Here is a 19,843-nt window from a genome sequence, read left to right on the forward strand (position 1 = left end):
TCTTGTTCAACTAACCTTCCCTTTTAGTTAAACAAGGAGGGGAGCGTTGTTCCTATGCCTAACATTTTATAAACCTCTGCGTAAGCCACTTTCAACTGTTCCCGTAGTTGCTTGGTTTCCTCTTCTAACTTCTTGATTCTCCTTTTTAGCGATTCAATAATATTGTCTTGCTCTTTTACGCTCGGTCGAAAGACCTTGCTACGCCTCCCGCTGTGGACTATGTCCTTCTCCTCTTTAAAAAACAAAAACATGTTTCACCTATTGTATAATAGACTATGATAATGAATCTATTATGTATGAAAAAAGAGGATATATATTCTTATACTGAACATAATATCCTCTAATCATTATAGTATATTTAACAAAAAATCCTCTCTCTTTTTTATTCACCCGGATGAATGTCCCATATTTCGCTGGCGTACTCCTGCACCGTCCGGTCACTGGAAAAGTAGCCGGAATGGGCTATGTTGACCGCGCTCATTTTCAGCCATTGTTCCCGCTGCTTGTACGCCGCTTCCACTTTTTCCTGCGCTTCCGCATATGAGGCAAAATCGCGCAGCACGAAATATTCGTCATTTTGCGTTAAAAGCGAATCATAAATCGGTTCAAAATGGTCATGAACATCTGGAAAAAATCCGCTGACTAACTGATCGACAACTTGCTTAATCCGTTTATCGTGATGGTAATATTCGTGTGCACGGTATCCGCCGTTTTGATAGTAGTTTAACACTTCTTCCGCCGTAAGCCCGAAAATAAACATATTTTCTTCCCCGACCGCCTCCAATATTTCAATATTCGCCCCATCCAGCGTTCCTAGTGTAACCGCTCCATTCATCATAAACTTCATATTGCCGGTGCCAGACGCTTCTTTACTTGCCGTGGAAATTTGCTCGCTAACATCTGCCGCTGGAAAAATTTCTTCCGCAAGGGAAACACGATAGTTTTCTAAAAAAATGACTTTTAACTGTTCGTTTGTCCTTTTGTCTTTGTTCACTTTTTCAGCAACCGAATGAATAAGTTTAATAATTCGTTTTGCATAATAGTATCCGGGCGAAGCCTTGGCGCCAAAAATAAATGTGCGCGGATAAATCGAAAAGCTTGCATCTTCTTTAAGGCGGTTGTACAGATGCATAATATGAAGAACATTTAGCAACTGCCGCTTGTAAGCATGAAGCCGTTTTACTTGCACGTCAAAAATCGATGATTCGTCCACGGCGATCCCCGTCTTTTCATAAATTCGCTTCGCCAATTTCGCTTTGCGCTTTTGCTTGACGCTTTCAAGTTCTTGCTGAAACGCCGGATCGGAAGCGTAACGCTTTAAATGAATCAATTTCTGCGGGTCTTTGATCCAACATGGCCCTATCGCCTTGGTAATTAACGAGGAAAGCTCGGGATTCGCTTTAAGCAGCCAACGCCGGTGCGTCACTCCGTTCGTCTTATTGTTAAATTTTTGCGGTTGAAACTCATAAAACAGCTTCATTTCCCGCTTTTTTAAAATTTCCGAATGCAATTTTGCCACTCCGTTCACACTATAACTCCCAACAATGGCTAAATGCGCCATTTTCACAAGGCCGTGCGCGATAATCGCCATTTCTTCAATCCGTTTCCAATCGCCGGGATAATGCTGCCAAAGTTCGCGGCAAAACCGCTCATTTATCTCCTCGACAATCATGTAAATCCGCGGCAACAGCGGCTGGAAAATGCGAATCGGCCATTTCTCCAGCGCCTCCGATAATGTCGTATGGTTCGTATACGAAACCGTATTCGTTGTAATGTGCCAAGCATCTTCCCAGCTCATTTCTTCTTCATCTAATAAAATTCTCATCAATTCGGGAATCACTAAAGCTGGATGCGTATCGTTCACATGAATCGCCACATGCTTATGCAGATTATACAGGTGCCCATGCTGGCAGCGATGCGCGCGGACGATGCTGCCAACGCTCGCGGCGACGAGAAAATATTGCTGCTTTAGGCGTAAAATTTTCCCTTCATCATGCGTGTCATCAGGATATAAAAATTCGGAAATCGCCTCCGTTTCCCGTTTATATTGCATGACACTTTTATGGGCAGGAAATGTTTTCGCCGGCTCCGCGCTCCAAAGCCGCAACGTGTTCACCGTTTTCGTATCATAGCCGATGACCGGAATATCATATGGGATTGCCATTACTTTTTCGCTGTCCATATGGCGGAATGTCAGGCGGCCGTTTTGCTCAGATATTTCGACATTTCCCCAAAAATTCACTTCCACCGCCAATTCTTCTTTTCTGATTTCCCATACATTTCCGTGGCGCAGCCATTGTTCTGGCAGCTCGACTTGATATCCATCGACAATTTTTTGGTCAAAAAGCCCGTGTTTGTAGCGAATTCCGCAGCCGTGGCCGGGCAAATTGAGAGAAGCAAGCGAATCTAAAAAACAAGCAGCAAGGCGGCCAAGCCCGCCGTTGCCGAGACCTGCATCCGTTTCGCATTCTTCTATGTCATTAAGGCGGATTCCTAAATCGCTCAGCCCTTCTTCGACGATATCGCGAATGCCAAGGTTAAGCAAATTGCTGCCAAGGAGGCGGCCCAGCAAAAATTCGATCGACAAGTAATATACTTGTTTCTGTTTTCGTGCGCGATTTCGCTCGTTCGTCTGAATCCAGTGTTGGCTTATATATTCACGGACCATGTTCCCTAACGTATGATATTGGTCCCGCGGCGTTGATTCTTCAAACCGTTTGCCGCACAGCATTTCAAGCCGTTTTAAAAACATTTTTTTAAATTCTTCTTTATTAGAGAACACGATGTTCACTCCCGGCTATTAAATCCGCATAGGCTTTGTGATACTCCAGCGCTGACTGCCGCCAGCTATAATCGCCGCTCATCGCTTTTTGCATCAGCTTTTCCCATATTTGCTTCTCCTTATAAAATGCAAGCGCGCGGCGAATAGTATACAACATATCATGGGCATTAAAGTTGGTGAAACTAAACCCGTTTCCTTCTCCCGTAACTTCATTATACGATTGCACCGTGTCGTTGAGCCCTCCTGTTTCCCGCACAATCGGAATCGTTCCGTACCGAAGCGCAATCATTTGGCTAAGGCCGCACGGCTCAAATTTCGACGGCATTAAAAAGAGATCGGCTCCCGCATAAATTTGATGTGCCAGCTCTTCATTAAAGCCGATGTACGCTTTGACTTTATCGGGATACGTTGCTTCCATAGCACGAAAAAATTGTTCAAACTCCGGATCGCCCGTCCCAAGCAAAATAAATTGCACATCTTCGGCAATGATTTCATGGAAGACGCACTTAACGAGATCGATCCCTTTTTGCTTTGTCAACCTCGTTACCATCGCAACAACCGGGACGTCTTCCCTTGCTGATAAACCAAAATATTGCTGGAGCGCGCGTTTATTCATTTGTTTTCTGGCAACCGTCTGCATATCATATGGAGCGGCAATGAAAGGATCGGTTTTCGGATTATACTGCTCATCGTCGATGCCGTTTAAAATTCCGATTAAATCATGACGGCGCGCCCGCAGCAGCCCATCGAGCCGCTCCCCGTAATATTCTGTCTGAATTTCTTCTTTGTATGTCGGACTGACTGTTGTAATGATATCGGCGGCAACAAGCGCCCCCTTCATAAAGCTCACATTCCCATAAAATTCTAAATGATCGATCGTAAAATAACGATCGCTTAAATTTAATAAATCTCCTAAAATTTCACGGGGGAAAATCCCTTGAAATTGCAAATTGTGAATCGTAAACATGGTGCGGATTTGTTCATAAAAAGGATTTTTTCGATATTGTTCGCGCAAGAAAAACGGAATCATGCCGGTATGCCAATCGTGGCAATGAATGATGTCCGGGCGAAAGGAAATCTTAGGAAGCGCATCTAAAACGGCGCGGCAAAAGTACGCAAACCGTTCGCCATCGTCATAATGCCCGTATAATGAATGGCGTTTAAAATAGTATTCGTTGTCGACAAAATAATAAATCACTCCTTCGCACTCAAGCATTTCAATTCCACAATATTGCCGTCTCCATCCAACGCTAACAACAAGTTCAGCTATTTTTTTCATTTCTTTTTTGTCGTTTTCGCAAATGGTTGCATATTTTGGCATGATCACCCGAACATCTGCCCCTAATTTGCACAATTGTTTCGGCAGCGCTCCAGCAACGTCCGCCAATCCTCCTGATTTCACAAATGGTACGCATTCCGACACGACAAACAATACATTCATCGGTTGATCAACTCTCCTTGCACCGTTCCTTTCCGGACCACAAACGGTTGTTGTTCCGTTCCTCGTAAAGAAACGCCATTTTCCACTTTCGCATCTTTATCCACAATGACGCAGTGAAGCTGGCAATGTTCACCAATTTGGCTTTTTTGCATAATAATGCTATTTTTTATGACTGCTCCTTTTCCGATTTTCACGGAACGGAAAATAATGCTGTTTTCCACGTGCCCTTCGATAATGCAGCCATTGGCGATCATGGAATTTTTCACGACCGCTTTGCCTGTATATTTCGTTGGCGGTTCATCTTTCACTTTCGTATAAATCGGGCGCGATTTGACAAACAGCTGCCGCCAAACATCTTGATGAAGTAATTCCATGCTATGGCAAAAATAATTTTCAATCGAGTCAATGACAGCCGCATACCCGTTATGCTCATAGTCACAAATTTTTAAAGAATGGCGATGATCACGGACAACATCCACAATGCTGTGATAGCCGGTACGGCGGTGATTAGCGATTAAATCAAGCAATAATGATGTTTCTAACACAAACATTTCCAGCGAACGCCCTTGATGGCGGACTTCGGTGATATCGCACTGATTCGCTATATGACGCTCTAACACCGCTTCATAATCAATATTGCAAACGGTATAGCTATTGCAAATAACCGCATATTTTTGCCTGCTGCGCAAAAAATAGTCAATATGTTGTTCAAAATGGGCAAACGCTCCAACGTGAGGGTTCGGAATCGATAAATCTGGCGAGGGAAAGAAAAATAATCCATCCCGTTTCCGGTTTAAATCCCAATTTTTTCCCGATCCTAAATGATCCATTAAAGAACGGTATTGGTATTTTGGAAAAATCGCCACACTCTCAATTCCGGAATTAACCATGCTCGACAATACAAAGTCGATCAATCGATACCGCCCCGCAAACGGCACCGCCGCAACAGAACGGTGCATCGTTAGCGGCTGAAGCGGTTCGATATACGTCGTTGCATCAATAACTCCCAGCATCGATTGATGGTTCACGGTCGCTTCATCCTTTCTCATTTTTCGTTTGCAACCATTCTTTCGTCACAAGAAGATCATCTGGGCAAACGACTAAATGTGGCGGAATTTCTAGATTCGGCGGCACGATCGCCCTTTCGATATACACCCCTTCGCCAATCACCGCATCCGGCATAATCACACAATCTTTCACAATCGCTCCTTTTTGAATATGGACGCCTTGGAATAACACAGAATGTTCTACCTTTCCTTCCACCACGCATCCTTCGTTCACAAGCGAATGGACGACAACCGCCTCATCAGAAATATATTGTGGCGGCTGATTTGGGTTAACCGAATAAATGCGCCACGAGTGGTCAAACAAATCTAATTCGTTTGCTTCATCCAATAAATCCATATTGGCTTCCCATAAGCTTTTCACCGTCCCGACATCTTTCCAATAGCCTTTAAACAGATAGGCAACAAGCCGTTTCTTATTCCGAAGCAGCAATGGAATCACATCTTTGCCAAAGTCATGGCTTGAATGCGGGTTGGCGTTATCTATTTGCAAATACTCTTTTAAAAGCGGCCAATTAAAAATATAAATGCCCATCGAAGCGAGGTTGTTTTTCGGATGCTCCGGTTTTTCTTCAAACTCAGTAATTTCCATTTGTTCATTTGTATTCATAATGCCGAAGCGGCTCGCCTCCGACCACGGCACTTCAATGACGGAAATGGTGACATCGGCGTTTTTCATCATATGATAGTCGAGCAGTTTTCCATAATCCATTTTATAAATATGATCTCCTGATAAAACTAGCACATAATCCGGGTCATATTGCTCAATATAATTGATATTTTGATAAATGGCGTTCGCCGTTCCTTCATACCATTTCATCTCAGATGATGCGGAATAAGGGGGAAGAACAGTGACGCCGCCATTTCTCCGATCTAAATCCCAAGCGCTCCCAATGCCGATATAAGAGTGCAGCAGAAGCGGCTGATATTGCGTTAACACCCCGACCGTATCGATTCCGGAATTCGTGCAGTTGCTCAATGTAAAATCGATAATTCGGTATTTTCCTCCAAATGGAACAGCTGGTTTAGCAATGTTTGTCGTCAATGAATATAAGCGGCTACCTTGCCCTCCCGCCAATAACATGGCGATGCACTTTTTCTTTGCCATCAACGCTTCTCTCCCCCCGTTTTTTCACTGGTCTTAAAATGGAAATGCCAAACGGCGGAACCGTCATGCGAATATGATACGGCTTTCCATGAAACGGTTCTTTGCTCGCCGCAACCGGCTTTGCATTGACATTATCCCACCCCCCGAATTTGGCCGCATCGCTGTTGATGATTTCCCGGTATTTGGCAAATAGCGGAACGCCAACTTTATAATCGTGATACACTTTACTGGTGAAATTGCACACGACAACAAGCAAATCGTTTTCTTTTTTTCCTCTGCGGACAAATGAGAAAATACTTTGTTCAGCGTTATGAACATCAATCCACTCAAACCCGTCTGGAGAATGGTCTAGCTCATACAAAGATTTGCAGCGCTTATAACATTTCAATAATGCTTTCACGTACATATTCATTTTCTGGTGCATCTCGAAATCAAAAAGCATCCAATCCAGCTGCTCTGCATCCTTCCATTCATCAAACTGGGCAAATTCGCCGCCCATAAACAATAGTTTCTTGCCGGGATGTGTTAGCAAATACCCATACAGCAGCCTTAATTGTGCAAACTTTTCCTCATACGTCCCCGGCATTTTATTTAGCAGCGATTTTTTTCCATGCACGACCTCATCGTGGGAAAAAGGTAAAATAAAATTTTCCGAATACGCGTACAAAAGGGAAAAGGTTACTTTATTGTGCACATGTTTTCGCTTCTCCGGCGCCGTTTCCATATATGTTAAAATATCGTTCATCCACCCCATGTTCCATTTATAGTTAAATCCCAGCCCTCCGGCATACGTTGGAGCAGTGACGAGCGGCCATTCCGTCGAATCTTCGGCAATCATCAATATGCCCGGGTCATGCGCAAATACGGTCTCATTTAATTTTTGCAAAAACTGAACAGCATGCGGGTTTTGCTGTGCTGCCTCTCTATTTGGCCAATACAGCATATTGGCCACCGCATCCACCCGAAATCCGTCGACGTGGAAATATTCCATCCAAAACAACGCATTGGAAATCAAAAAGCTGCGGACTTCCGGCTTGCCAAGATCAAAATTCGCCGTGCCCCATTCGCCATTTTCCCGATCTTGTATGTTGTCATATTCATATGTCGGTGCTCCATCAAACATGTATAATCCATGTTCATCTTTGCAAAAGTGGCCGGGAACCCAATCGAAAATGACGCCAATGCCCGCTTGATGGAAGCGATCAATAAAATGCATCAAATCATGCGGCGTCCCGTAGCGGCTTGTTGCTGAATAATAACCTGTTCCTTGATATCCCCAGGAGCGGTCAAGCGGATGTTCAACGAGCGGAAGCAATTCAATGTGGGTAAAACCATGTTCCATCACATATGGAAGTAACTCATCTGCCATCTCCCGATATGTATAAAAATTGCCGTTTTCTTTCTTTTTCCACGAACCGAAGTGAAGCTCATAAATGAACAAAGGCTGGTCATATATTCGCTTTCGCTGTTTCTTCCGTCGCCATGTTTGGTCATTCCATTGATAACCTTTTATGTCGTAGACGATGGAGGCAGTACGGGGGCGCAATTCGGAGTGAAACGCGTATGGATCTGCTTTTAACACGACATTTCCATCGCTAGTGGTAATTTCGTATTTATATAAATGCCCTTCCAAGTTTTCCGGAATAAAAATCGTCCATACACCTTGATTACTTACTTTTACAAGATTAAAATTAGTTCCGTTCCAGTCATTAAAACTGCCGACTAACCGCACTTGCCGCGCATGCGGAGCCCATACGCAAAACCGGGTTCCGACAACGTCGTTTTGTTTTATCACATGCGCGCCAAACAATTCATAACTTTTATATAAGCTGCCTTCGTGAAATAAATAAATTTCCAGATCGGTCGGAGGGACAACGCTCAATCTGCATCGCATCCTTTCTTAAAGTTTCTTGTTACTCATATTCTACAACCGTCCATAAATTCCTTGATAAAAAAATTGATATTTTTTTGACAATATTCAACAAACAAACGCGAAAAATTTTTTGCACAGTAACAAAGAAGTATATTATAATATATATAAAATAATAATAATTATAAATAAGGGGTGTGCTATGTCACTGATACAATATGATTATCATCATCTTCCACACGTAAAAATGCAAAATCAATCGAAAAAAACGTTGTGGATCACTCTTGGATTGACGTTGTTTTTTACGATTGTTGAAATTGCCGGAGGGCTATTGTCCAATTCTTTGGCGCTGCTTTCCGACTCCGCCCATATGGCATCTGATGTCTTGGCGCTTGGGCTCAGCATGATTGCTCTTTACCTTGCCACCCGCCCGCCAAATCATCGATTTACATTTGGCTACTTGCGTTTTGAAATTATTACGTCCTTTCTAAATGGGCTTACGCTGGTCATCATTGCGATTTGGATTTTTTGGGAAGGAATTCAGCGGTTTATTTCGCCTGAGCCGATTGATTTTCGTTTAATGCTGACCATTTCTTCCATCGGTTTCATCGTGAATCTCATCTTGACGATCGTCCTTAGCCGCAGCACAAAAGAAGAGGAAAATTTAAACATTAAGAGCGCGTTATGGCATTTTATCGGGGATCTTCTTAGCTCCATCGGCGTCATTCTTTCAGCGATACTCATTTACTTTACTGGCTGGTATTTCTTCGATCCGCTCATAAGCATCATCATTGCCAGCATTATCTTTACAGGCGGGGCGAAAATTATCCGTGAATCGTATTCTATCTTAATGGAAGCAGTACCTAATCAGTTTCATCTCGACAAAATTAGAGAGGATATCCGGCAAATCGAAGGAGTCGAAGATGTGCACGACATGCACTTATGGGCCGTCTCTACGGACCACTATTCGTTAACCGCACACGTGTTTATTAACGAGCATATCCAGCCGTTTTGCGTAATCTTGGCCATTAACGAGATGCTAAACAAAAAATATGGCATTAAACATGCGACAATCCAGGTTGAACATGCCATGATCCATGATCACGGCGAATATGGAAAAGAATTTTTGCTCCAAAAAAAGAAAAAAGCAACATCATAATGCCTCTTTATACTAATTCACATTCACTTCTTAAGCGAATAAAGAGGAAAAAGGGAGCGTTTGGATCGTTCTGCTGCAATCTCCATTTCAAACGGAGCGAAAACGGTGCGTGGTCTAGGATTAGACAAGAATATGATGGGCTCTCAAGGGACATCCTTATGAGAGCCCATTTCTTTTTGGACTGCTTTTAAACATCCTTGTAAATTAACACTGAATTCTCTATTATACTAGCACAAACGTTAAATGTTAAATGTGCGAACAAGTTTTTGCAGTTCTTCTGCCATATTTTCCAACGATTTTGCCGCTGAGGCGATTTCCTCCATTGAAGCGAGCTGTTCTTCGGTAGACGCGGCAATTTCTTCGGATGTTGCTGCATTTTCTTTCGCAACAACCGCCAATTCGTTAGCGGTGGAAGACAATTCTTGAATTCCGGCGGAAATTTGTTGTGCCGTTGCAGAAATATCTTCCAATTGTGACGAAATATCTTTCATGCCTTGCAAGATTAGGCTGAATTTTTGCATTGTTTCTTGTGAGATTTCAATTCCCGTTTTTACATTTTGTGTCGCTTGTTTCATCATTTGTACGGTATTTTCCGTATCTTTCTGGATGCTAAAAATCAGTTCAGCGATTCGCTTCGCTGACTCCCGGGACTGTTCCGCCAATTTTCTCACTTCATCTGCAACAACGGCAAAGCCTTTTCCTTGTTCTCCCGCCCTTGCCGCTTCAATCGCGGCGTTTAATGCAAGAAGATTCGTCTGATCGGCAATTTCACTTATGACATCCAGTATCGTGCCAATCTCTTTGGATCGCTCATGCAACACATTAATCATTTCTTCTGATTTGGACACCGACTGCTGAATCTCATTCATTTGTTCGACTGTTTTTTGAACAGAATTTCCCCCATCTTCCGCTTGTATCGTCATTTGTCTCGATAAATCTGTAATCACTGTTGAACGATCGGCGATATTAGTAACCCCCTGCGCCATTTGTTCCAAGGCAGTGGCATTCGCTTCCACTTTGCTTGTCTGAATCTCCGCTCCATTCGCCACTTGCTGAATACCTGATGCGACTTGTTCTGTTGCTAAGGCAGTTTGATCGGCGCTTGCCGTCAGTTCCTCAGAAGATGCGGCCACTTGCTCCGTTGCTGTCGTAACATGTTTTAACAAATTCGCCAAATTTTCTTTCATTTTATTGTAGCTGTCTGCAATTTGGCCGATCTCATCATGTGAGCGATCCTCAATTTCAACAGTAAAATTTCCTTCTCCCGCTTGTTGAAGGGCTCTAGAAACAGATGACAATCTTATGCGGATTTTTCGTGTAAACCATAAAATGATCAGAGCAGAAACAACGAGTACAATAAACGTTGAAAGAATAAATGTTGTCAAAAAAGAAGAAATAGTGGAATCAATGAATTTTTGGGGTGCGCCTATGTAAAAAATGCCTATATTTTCCCCGTTTGCATTCTTAATAGGCATGTATCCAGTTTGATATTTCTCGCCTACCACTTCCGCTTCGCCAAAATAAGTTTTTCCTTCTTTTAACACTACCTTTGCGACTTCATCTGAAACCGTTGTACCAACGGCCCGTTTGCCGTTTCTTATTACATTCGTTGCTACTCTCGTGTTCTCTTGGAAAATAGTAACCGTCCCGCCAGTGAGTCTTCCGATTTCATCGACCAATTCATAATTATGAGTGATTTTTGTATCTCCCTTATAAAGGCCGCCATCCTTTAGCACCCAATCTCCCTCATATTTCTTATCAATATATTGATAAGCTAAAGCAAGATCGGATTTTACTTTTTCAATTGCTGCTTTTTTCATCCCATTCGTAATTTGAACATCCGCGATCACCGTGATAATTGCTGCTAAAACAATAATCACGCTTAGCACAAACAAATTAATTTTCATTCCAAGATTTAACTTTTTCATTATACTCACCTTCTACCATTGCTATCTTCACAGATCCGAATTTAACCGCTGGTTTTTCTGCGTCCAATGCCACTTGTAACAGGAAATTTGGAAAAAGCAAATAAATAGCTTTTGCAAACTAAAAATGGCGTAAATATGATAATAAACATCATCATTATCCTTTTATCCACTTTCACAAAACAGATGTGAACAATAGCATCTAATCTATTAAAATTCCTTTTTCATCCCTCCTTCATTTGTCAGATAAATGGATTAACATGATGGATATAATTGTAATAGAAAAAACTAACATCCGTAAATCATCTTATATTCTTAATATCAAAAACAAACAAGTGAAACAAAGGAGCAACTGCTTTTTTCATCCGCTGGCTCCATTCACACATCGGCACATAGCAAAAGGAATACAGCCTGTTTCTAGAAGTAAAATCTTTTTCAACCCAAAACACATTTACTAAAAAAGAAACAGGCTCCACATTTGTATGAGCCCTTGAGCGCCTTTTTTATCATTAAAATCCAAACAACACTGAAACTTCCATTATGTTTCTGATTTATCAAAAACAACCTTATTCTCCCTCAAACTTAAATTTGCGAACCTGTTCCTGTAACTCTTCAGCCATGTTCGCCAACGATTTTGCGGTCGATGTTATTTCTTCCATCGATGCGAATTGCTCTTCCGCAGAAGCAGCGATTTCTTCGGATATCGTAGTGCTTTTTTTCGCAACAGACGCCAATTCGCTGACAGTCGAACTCAATTCTTGAATTCCCGCAGAAATTTGCTGCACGGTTGCGGTGATATCTTCCAGTTGTGCAGAAGCATCTCTTGTACTTTCCATAATTGCATTGAATTTCTGAGTCGTTTCTTGTGAAATCTCCATTCCGCCCTTTACGCTTTGAATCGCCTGTTCCATTATTTGTACGGTATTTTCCGTATCTTTCTGGATGCCAAAAATCAGTTCAGCGATTCGCTTCGCTGACTCCCGGGACTGTTCCGCCAATTTTCTCACTTCATCTGCAACAACGGCAAAGCCTTTTCCTTGTTCTCCCGCCCTTGCCGCTTCAATCGCGGCGTTTAATGCAAGAAGATTCGTCTGATCGGCAATTTCACTTATGACATCCAGTATCGTGCCAATCTCTTTCGAACGTTCATGCAACACATTAATCATTTCTTTTGATTTAGACACCGACTGCTGAATCTCATTCATTTGCTCGACCGTTTTTTGAACAGAATTTCCCCCATCTTCCGCCTGAATAATCATTTGTTTGGATAAATCGGTAATCGCCACAGAATGATTGGCAATATTGGTAACCCCTTGTGCCATTTGTTCAAGAGCAGTAGCGCTCGCCTCTATTTTACTTGCTTCCGTTTCTGCTCCGCTCGCTATTTTCCTAGTACCTGATGAAACTTGTTCTGTCGCCTGCGCAGTGTGTTCCACGCTCGCCGTTAACTCCTCTGAAGAAGCGGCGACTTGCTCTGCCGCAATCGTAACATGTTTAAATAACTTTTTTAAATCTTCCCGCATTTTATTATAACTATGTATAATTTGCCCAATTTCATCTTGAGCATCATCTTGAATATTTACGGTAAAATTCCCTTCTCCTGCATGCTGGAGTGCATTAGAGACAACGGTTAATCGGCGATGAATGTTTCGTGTAAACCATAAAACGATCAGGGTAGAAATAATCAGCACTACAAGCGTTGAAATAATTAATGTCTTGAAAAGGGAAGAGATCGTGGCATCAATATGTCTTTGATGCGTACTTACGCAAAAAATGCCGATGCTTTCTCCATCCGCATTCTTAATCGGCATATAGGCCGCTTGAAATGTTTCTCCTAACGTTTCTACCTCTCCAAAATAAGTTTTTCCTTGTTTCAGCACGATGTTTGCGATTTTTTCGGGAACAGTAGTACCAATAACCCGCTTGCCATTTTTTTTGATATTGGTGGCTACCCTAACGTCATTTTGGAAAATAACAACATTTCCATCGACCAGTTTTCCGATTTGATCAACGATTTCATCATTATGATTCATTTTTACATTTCCTTTATAAAGCTCGCCATCTTTTATCATCCAGTCGCCTTTGTATTTCTCATCAATATATTGATAAGCAAGCTGAAGAACAGCTTTTACTTTTTCCACCGTCGCGTTTTTCATTCCATGGGTAATTTGGATATTCGCAACGACCGTAATAATTCCCGATAAACCAATAATTACGCACAACACAATGAGATTAATTTTTGTCCCCAGTTTTAGCGCTTTCAATTCTATTCCACCTTCTGTAATTGAACTGTTTTCGTTTTTATCTCCCCCAATTAGCACAAACACAAAACCGAACAACGATCCTTTCCATTTTCATCCATGATGATATAGGAAAACATAACCATATGTTTTCGACCAAATCACACCTCCTTTTTCTAAGCCAAAATACCTAATTAATCGAACAATATTATAAAAATAATATAATTCATTATAATTTTATGATAAAAGTCTGATATAATAAATCAGATTATATTCCTAAAATTCCTAAAGGTACCGTCAAGAATTTTGTGTAATGTAAGATAGATAGGGTATCTCTGAAATAGATTTGGAATAGAGGGGGGGCTGGTTCCCCCCCAGGGGACTGAATATTCAGTCTCTTGAGGGGGAAAGGGAGAATCCCCTCATCTCATCTATTTACATTATTTGGTTAATGATAACGTTCTTCAAACATTCGCTCGAGGGCTTCCTGCGCTTCGGCAAATCCTCGCAACTTTCGTTCTGCCCATTTCTCGTTAAAATCTTGAACGGTCAAATATACGACTTTTTCAGCGGCTTCTAAACTGCTCAAACTGTTCATCGGCTTTAGACGTTTCCGAATCTCCTTGATCGTTCGTTCGATGGCATTGGTCGTGTAAATCACACTTCGAATACTGCTTGGATAGTCCATAAAGGTGAGAAGAACATCCAACTCATTGGCCCACGATTGGACTTCCCTTGGGTATTTGTGAGACCATTTGGATTGAAACTGTTGAAACATCTCCAATGCGATTTCTTTATTCGGAGAACGATAAATGAGTTTCAGGTCCTCCGCCATTTCGAATTGATCTTTTTTCCGAACACGGCTGAGGGTGTTGCGGACTTTGTGCACGACACAGCGCTGCACATCGGCTTTCGGATACACCGCCTTAAAGGCTTCCTCCAACCCCGGAAGGCCATCGAAGACGCCAAGAAGCACTTCCTTGACGCCTCTTTTGTAGAGCTGTTGGAGAATCTCCTGCCATACATAGGCGCTTTCTTGTCCTCCTACGAAGAAATCAAGAATTTCACGATACCCTTCTTCGTTCACCCCCAATACCACATAAATAACTTCTTTCTCTACCGTATCCCGGCGAAGTTTCACGTACAAGCCGTCCAAATATAAGACCGAATAACGCTGGTGTAGTGGACGAGCGTGCCATTTCTCGATGTCTTCCTTCACGACATCGGTAATCCGGCTGATCGTCGCAGGAGAATAGGTGCTTCCTAGAATTCGTTCGATAAACTTGCCAATTTCCCGTGTACTCATGCCACTTTGATACATCCTAATGATTGCTTCCTCCAGCCAGCCGGTGTGCCGTTGGTAAGGGGCAAACAACTGTGTTTGAAATTCCCCGTTTCGGTCTCTTGGAACCAAAAGACCCTCAATCCGGCCATATTGTGTATCTAGATTTCGCTGATAGTAGCCGTTTCTCATATTCGGCGTTCCAGCCTGTTCGATTTCGAGGAAATTTTTGATTTCTTCCCGCATAATCAGTTCTAATTTTTCTTTTACAAACTGACGAATGGCATTTTCCAGTTGATTTGCCCAGTCGACATTCGGTATACTTCTTTTAGACATAGGTAGGGTACTCCTTTCTCTGGAATGTGTTGTGGTCCAAATCAGAGAATACCCTACCTTTTTTCTTTTGTTCTAGCAAAATGCTTTACACAAAATTTTATACATCATCTTCCTAAAATTCCCGAAGTATACAGATCAGAAAAAATTAATTGGAATTATGCATTTCCAAACGATATCGAACAATAAACATCATTTTTCATCCTCCACGAAGAAAGGAATAAAACCGGTTCATCGCGAAATAAATGGAGAAGGCAAGGAAAGAAAACAAAGAATAGTACTTCATTCCATCCAAAAGAGGTGTTGCCAATGGATTTGACACTAACTATATCCTTTTTAGGAGTGGCGATATTGCTGACGTTAATGCCCGGGCCAGATATTCTGTTTGTCATTGCCCAAAGTATTTCACAGGACAAAAAAGCGGGAATCGCCACAGCGCTGGGACTTTGTTCCGGCCTTATTGTACATATCACGGCTGCAGCGCTTGGGGTTTCGGCAATCATTTATCAATCTGCTTTGGCTTTCGCCATCGTTAAATATGCGGGTGCAGCTTATTTGCTCTATTTAGCATGGCAATCGTTTAAAGAAAAAGAGGCAAGTTTTGCCATCCGCCATACTAAGCCATTAACATATCGATCATTGTATAAAAAAGGAATTCTCATGAATCTGCTTAATCCAAAAGTATCATTGTTCTTTTTAGCATTGTTGCCGCAATTTGTGAATAAACAGCTGGGACATATTACGTTACAGATGGTTATTTTAGGAGTTCTTTTTCTTGTTCAAGCTTTGATAATTTTTGCCGTTGTCAGCGTGTTTTCCGAGAAACTGCGCCATGTCCTGCTTGCTAATCCGTTCATAGCCAAACGAATGAACATGATAAAAGGTTCGCTGCTGGCGTTGATTGGCATACAGATTGCGTTTAGCGAAAAATGAAACGGTTACAAGGGGCACCTTTCCTGCAGATGTAAGTACCGCCAAAGAGGTGCTCTTTTGCACTTCCATGATGAGAAATGTTTTGTGAAGAATTTTGCGGCAAAATAAAAAAATCCCTTCAAATCTGCGCTTTTGAAGGGGAATTTTTATTCATATTTTCTTTAACTCTTCATTCATTTGATTTGCCAATTTTTCGAAATGCAAGTAATAGCAAACCCATACAACTATATAGATGGCAATAAATATTGCTACAGAAAGAAGGATACTTTTCCATTCAAACGGGATCCATCCAATTCCCAAGGACAAGATAAAATATAGAACAATCACTGTAACAAAGTGCAAAGCCGTTTGTTGCGACAGGCGGAGTGATTCTAATTCAAAATAAAGAGAAGACACGGTAAAAAGCCACCCGCAAAATATGGAAGCAAATGAATTTTTTAAAAAACTTTCCCCATGAATGACAGGCAAATGGCCGAAATAAATGATAGAGCTAGTTACAATGATTGAAATAAAAGAACCGATCAATATACCAATGATGCTTCTGTATAAAAAAATTCTCATCCTTTCTTCCCCCTCCTTTACACTCATCTTTATTAAATTGTATTCGTTATGTCCGCTGTTGTCTTCATCATAAAGGTAAAAGGTCATTTTTCACCTCTATCTGGCAACAATCATCCTTTCAAATGCATGTTTATAAAAAAAGGGATGCACATAAAAAATCCACCGCCTTGGAAATCATAAACAGTGGCTTAACAACCACTCTCCAAGGGGTGGACACCATCACAATATTCAACCGGCACAACGGATATGCTTGCCTTATGCAATCGATCCGCACTTTTAAAAACCTTATCCTGAATAAATGAAGCTGCTGCATCTTCACCATATGCAGTTTTTCACTCTTTTTTGAATCAGGATGCACATTAAAAGTTGCCAGAAAATAAATAAGCATTTCTTTATAATAACTATCATTGACGGATTAGCAGCAATCCCCTATTAACATAAACTTTGTTCTGTTTTTGCAAAATCGGTAGATAAAACCTCATTCTGCCCCTCGATAATATAGGGCGGATTCATCTTTATCGATTGAGTCCGCCCTTCTATAGAATCATGTATATCATTAGCTTAACCCTGTATCCTGAAAGTCAAACAAAAATTACCGATTCCGCATATCATCAATATATTCACTTTCCACAAACTTTTATCATTCTTTCATTATTTTCAGTTGGGTGCCTACTCCGATTTTCGGCAATTCCTTTTGTTCTAAATGTAATGTTCCTGGCAATTGAGGAGTTGTGGAACCATCAAACTTCAAAGTGATATGACCTAAGCTGCCAAGGTTTTGACAGACTACATCCCCTACAGATGTAATTACGAATTTTTCATTATCGATATAAAGGACATCTCCCGTTTGAATTTTCTCTTTTACTTCAACAACATCAATGACAAAGCAATAATCTTTAAGTTCATTGGGTGCTCTGTCCCCAAACAAGATCAACATTTTTTCTGATAAAAATTCTTCGGCCATTGGACCAATACTTTTAATGGTGTTCTCGTAAATCGTTCTCATAATGATCCAGCACTAGATGAAGCGGTGCTGCCACCCTCCTCCTATAAATCTGCTTTTTCCAATTATGCAAATGTACTAAACTAAGAGTATAGACCAAAACTTGCTACCCAAGCCAATAGCACACGCGGTACACCCGTTAAAAACCGGGAGTACAGTACCGAAGGGACCCCTACCTCGACTGTTTCTGGTTCTGCTTCAGCTAAACCAAGACCGACAGGAATAAAATCGCAAGCGTTTTGTGTATTAATAGCAAATAATGCTGGCAGCGCTAAATTTGGCGGGATATTGCCTTTAGCAATTTCTACGCCAATTAATGTCCCTATGACTTGTGCGATAACAGCTCCAGGACCGAGTAAAGGCGACAAGAATGGCAATGAACAAATAAAACCGATAATGATAAGCCCCCAGATATTTCCTGCTAGAGGTGACATCATTTTGGCAAACCAATTGCCGACCCCTGATCCTTGGATAATGCCAATTAATAGTGATACAAATGCCATAAATGGGATGATAGTAGTAATAAGCGTTTGAACAGCATCACGCCCCGCCTGATAGAAGGTATTAATAACTTTACCTACTCCTAATCCAATTTTAGTTAACAAACTTTTATTTTCTTCTAATGCTTTTGTCTCCGAAATCTTCTTATCCGCACTATACTTGAATTTTTTCTCTATCGGCTGTGCTGTTTGCTCCTGCTGGCGCTCTTCCATCTCCTCTTCAACAGGCTGGATTTCATTGAGCCCGACAGCTGACACATAAATGTCTTCCGTAATATATTTTGCTAAAGGCCCGCTTTTGCCTGTTGGCATGATATTGATGGTTGGGATCCGTTTTTGCGGATAAATTCCACAGCGGAGCGTGCCGCCGCAATCAATGATAGCTGCAGCAATTTCTTCATCTGGAACAGTGGTATTAAAGCCGTTAACCGGTTCTGCGCCTGTTAACTCAGCAATTTTATCTACAATCTCCGGTCTGGTCCCTCCGCCAGTAATATAGACAATTTTATTCCGGGTTTCAGTCGGTGTGATAATAAGCGGGCCGCCAAAACCGCCATTTCCTTTTACAACTTTAACGGATCTATACTTTTTTCGGGATGGATGTTTTTCCACGGAATAACCCTCCTTTTTTTCATTGCAGTTTGACTTCATCGCTTAATTTAATATTTTGTTGTTTGGATACCCACGCGGTTGTAAAATCCGTGACCCAGCCAGACATTAAATTCGCAACTAAACCTACCAGCAAATAGCGTACCGCTAATTCTGTAGTGCTTAAGCCTAATTTCTCAATGCCAGCGGCAATGCCTAAATAAACAAACAACTCACCTGGATTTATATGAGGAAACAAACCGTTGTTAGTGTGATTAAAATAAGCAGCAGATGCATAATAACTTGGTTTATATTTCTCAGGCAGGAAACGCCCCAATGACAAAGACATCGGATTTCCTAACATAAAAGTTCCAAAAAACGGAAGTACCATATAACGCATTATCGGATTCTTTGCAGATTTTTTGGCCAGCCAATTCACTCTTTCTTCCCCAATTAATCGAATTAACGTATTCATAGCTACTAACAAAAGCAAGACTATAGGAATGATATTGGTCATCCATGAAATAAAAGTTTCCGCACCTGTTTTAAAAAGATTCATAAATCCTTCAGCAAACTTCACTAAAAAATCCATTTTATTCACCCCAGAATTATTTTTTTGCCATCAAGAGACTTTCCGCTTTTGTAATAATCCGTCTGTAAACACTTAACTTTTCTGGTATTTCCCCACCATTCATGATTACTTTGTAATTATGAATTGCATCTTTAACAGCAATGCGCACTAATTTATTGAAATTATTTAAATCATTATCATTTATCGATAAGATATTTTTATTCTCAAATCCTTTCAATTTTTTGAATTTGGCAAACACAGTAACACCTTGCATTTTTTTCGCATCAAGGATATCTCCCTTATTGTTGACCGCAAATAAAACAATAGTGCCTGCCCGAAACTTTCCCGGCCTTCTGCCAATCGCCACCTTTCCTTTGCGCCGCAATTCGATATATGTCTTTGTAAAATTTCGAATTTGAAAATATCCAAGTGCCAGCTGAATCATAAATGCCGCTGCCATGAACAGCATGACGATAAACATTT

At 41.3% G+C, this 19,843-nt stretch carries 15 protein-coding genes; 2 read left to right on the plus strand and 13 right to left on the minus strand.

Going from position 1 to position 19,843, the window contains the following annotated elements:
- Positions 1-382: 382 nt before the first annotated feature.
- From AOT13_RS18730 to glgB, 5 genes are read right to left on the minus strand one after another with little or no spacing between them, the layout of a single operon-like run.
- Positions 383-2,782: a glycogen/starch/alpha-glucan phosphorylase gene (locus AOT13_RS18730; protein WP_042384394.1), complete on the minus strand. Its 2,400-nt coding sequence runs from the start codon at positions 2,780-2,782 to the stop codon at positions 383-385.
- Entirely contained in the window at positions 2,772-4,223 is a 1,452-nt protein-coding gene (glgA, locus tag AOT13_RS18735; protein ID WP_042384392.1) for a glycogen synthase GlgA, read from the minus strand. The genes AOT13_RS18730 and glgA overlap by 11 nt, the downstream gene beginning before the upstream one ends.
- Entirely contained in the window at positions 4,220-5,272 is a 1,053-nt protein-coding gene (locus AOT13_RS18740) for a GlgC family sugar phosphate nucleotidyltransferase (protein WP_042384391.1), read from the minus strand. Before AOT13_RS18740 ends, glgA begins: the two co-directional genes overlap by 4 nt.
- Positions 5,259-6,395 (minus strand): glucose-1-phosphate adenylyltransferase, encoded by a 1,137-nt coding sequence (locus AOT13_RS18745; protein WP_003248465.1) that lies wholly within the window; start codon positions 6,393-6,395, stop codon positions 5,259-5,261. The genes AOT13_RS18740 and AOT13_RS18745 overlap by 14 nt, the downstream gene beginning before the upstream one ends.
- Positions 6,346-8,277, minus strand: a complete 1,932-nt coding sequence (glgB, locus tag AOT13_RS18750; protein ID WP_003248464.1) for a 1,4-alpha-glucan branching enzyme — start codon at positions 8,275-8,277, stop codon at positions 6,346-6,348. Before glgB ends, AOT13_RS18745 begins: the two co-directional genes overlap by 50 nt.
- 190 nt (positions 8,278-8,467) lie before the next feature.
- On the opposite strand from glgB, the gene AOT13_RS18755 reads away from it, so the two are divergent.
- Complete coding sequence (locus tag AOT13_RS18755) at positions 8,468-9,424, plus strand: cation diffusion facilitator family transporter (protein ID WP_003248462.1); 957 nt, start codon at positions 8,468-8,470, stop codon at positions 9,422-9,424.
- A 239-nt stretch (positions 9,425-9,663) separates the two neighbouring features.
- Here AOT13_RS18755 and AOT13_RS18760 read toward each other — a convergent pair whose 3' ends face one another.
- The 3 genes from AOT13_RS18760 to AOT13_RS18770 form a co-directional block, all read right to left on the minus strand.
- A complete protein-coding gene (locus tag AOT13_RS18760) occupies positions 9,664-11,352 on the minus strand; it encodes a methyl-accepting chemotaxis protein (protein ID WP_003248460.1) in 1,689 nt (562 codons plus the stop codon).
- 563 nt (positions 11,353-11,915) lie between these two features.
- Entirely contained in the window at positions 11,916-13,613 is a 1,698-nt protein-coding gene (locus tag AOT13_RS18765) for a methyl-accepting chemotaxis protein (RefSeq protein ID WP_035502652.1), read from the minus strand.
- Positions 13,614-14,037: 424 nt separating this feature from the next.
- Entirely contained in the window at positions 14,038-15,207 is a 1,170-nt protein-coding gene (locus AOT13_RS18770) for an IS256 family transposase (RefSeq protein WP_060678135.1), read from the minus strand.
- Between the two features lie 306 nt (positions 15,208-15,513).
- On the opposite strand from AOT13_RS18770, the gene AOT13_RS18775 reads away from it, so the two are divergent.
- Positions 15,514-16,137, plus strand: a complete 624-nt coding sequence (locus AOT13_RS18775; RefSeq protein ID WP_013400201.1) for a LysE family translocator — start codon at positions 15,514-15,516, stop codon at positions 16,135-16,137.
- 150 nt (positions 16,138-16,287) lie between these two features.
- Here the strand turns inward: AOT13_RS18775 and AOT13_RS18780 are convergent, their stop codons facing one another.
- The 5 genes from AOT13_RS18780 to AOT13_RS18800 form a co-directional block, all read right to left on the minus strand.
- Entirely contained in the window at positions 16,288-16,698 is a 411-nt protein-coding gene (locus tag AOT13_RS18780; RefSeq protein WP_042386143.1) for a DUF3021 domain-containing protein, read from the minus strand.
- Between the two features lie 640 nt (positions 16,699-17,338).
- Positions 17,339-17,704, minus strand: coding sequence for a PTS glucitol/sorbitol transporter subunit IIA (locus AOT13_RS18785; RefSeq protein WP_003248453.1), 366 nt, complete (start codon positions 17,702-17,704; stop codon positions 17,339-17,341).
- Between the two features lie 80 nt (positions 17,705-17,784).
- Positions 17,785-18,813, minus strand: coding sequence for a PTS glucitol/sorbitol transporter subunit IIB (srlE, locus tag AOT13_RS18790; RefSeq protein ID WP_003248452.1), 1,029 nt, complete (start codon positions 18,811-18,813; stop codon positions 17,785-17,787).
- A 19-nt stretch (positions 18,814-18,832) separates the two neighbouring features.
- Positions 18,833-19,381 (minus strand): PTS glucitol/sorbitol transporter subunit IIC, encoded by a 549-nt coding sequence (srlA, locus tag AOT13_RS18795; RefSeq protein WP_003248451.1) that lies wholly within the window; start codon positions 19,379-19,381, stop codon positions 18,833-18,835.
- 16 nt (positions 19,382-19,397) lie between these two features.
- Entirely contained in the window at positions 19,398-19,841 is a 444-nt protein-coding gene (locus AOT13_RS18800) for a transcriptional regulator GutM (protein WP_003248449.1), read from the minus strand.
- Between the last annotated feature and the right edge of the window lie 2 nt (positions 19,842-19,843).

It is taken from the genome of Parageobacillus thermoglucosidasius, assembly GCF_001295365.1.
GTDB classification, from domain to species: domain Bacteria; phylum Bacillota; class Bacilli; order Bacillales; family Anoxybacillaceae; genus Parageobacillus; species Parageobacillus thermoglucosidasius.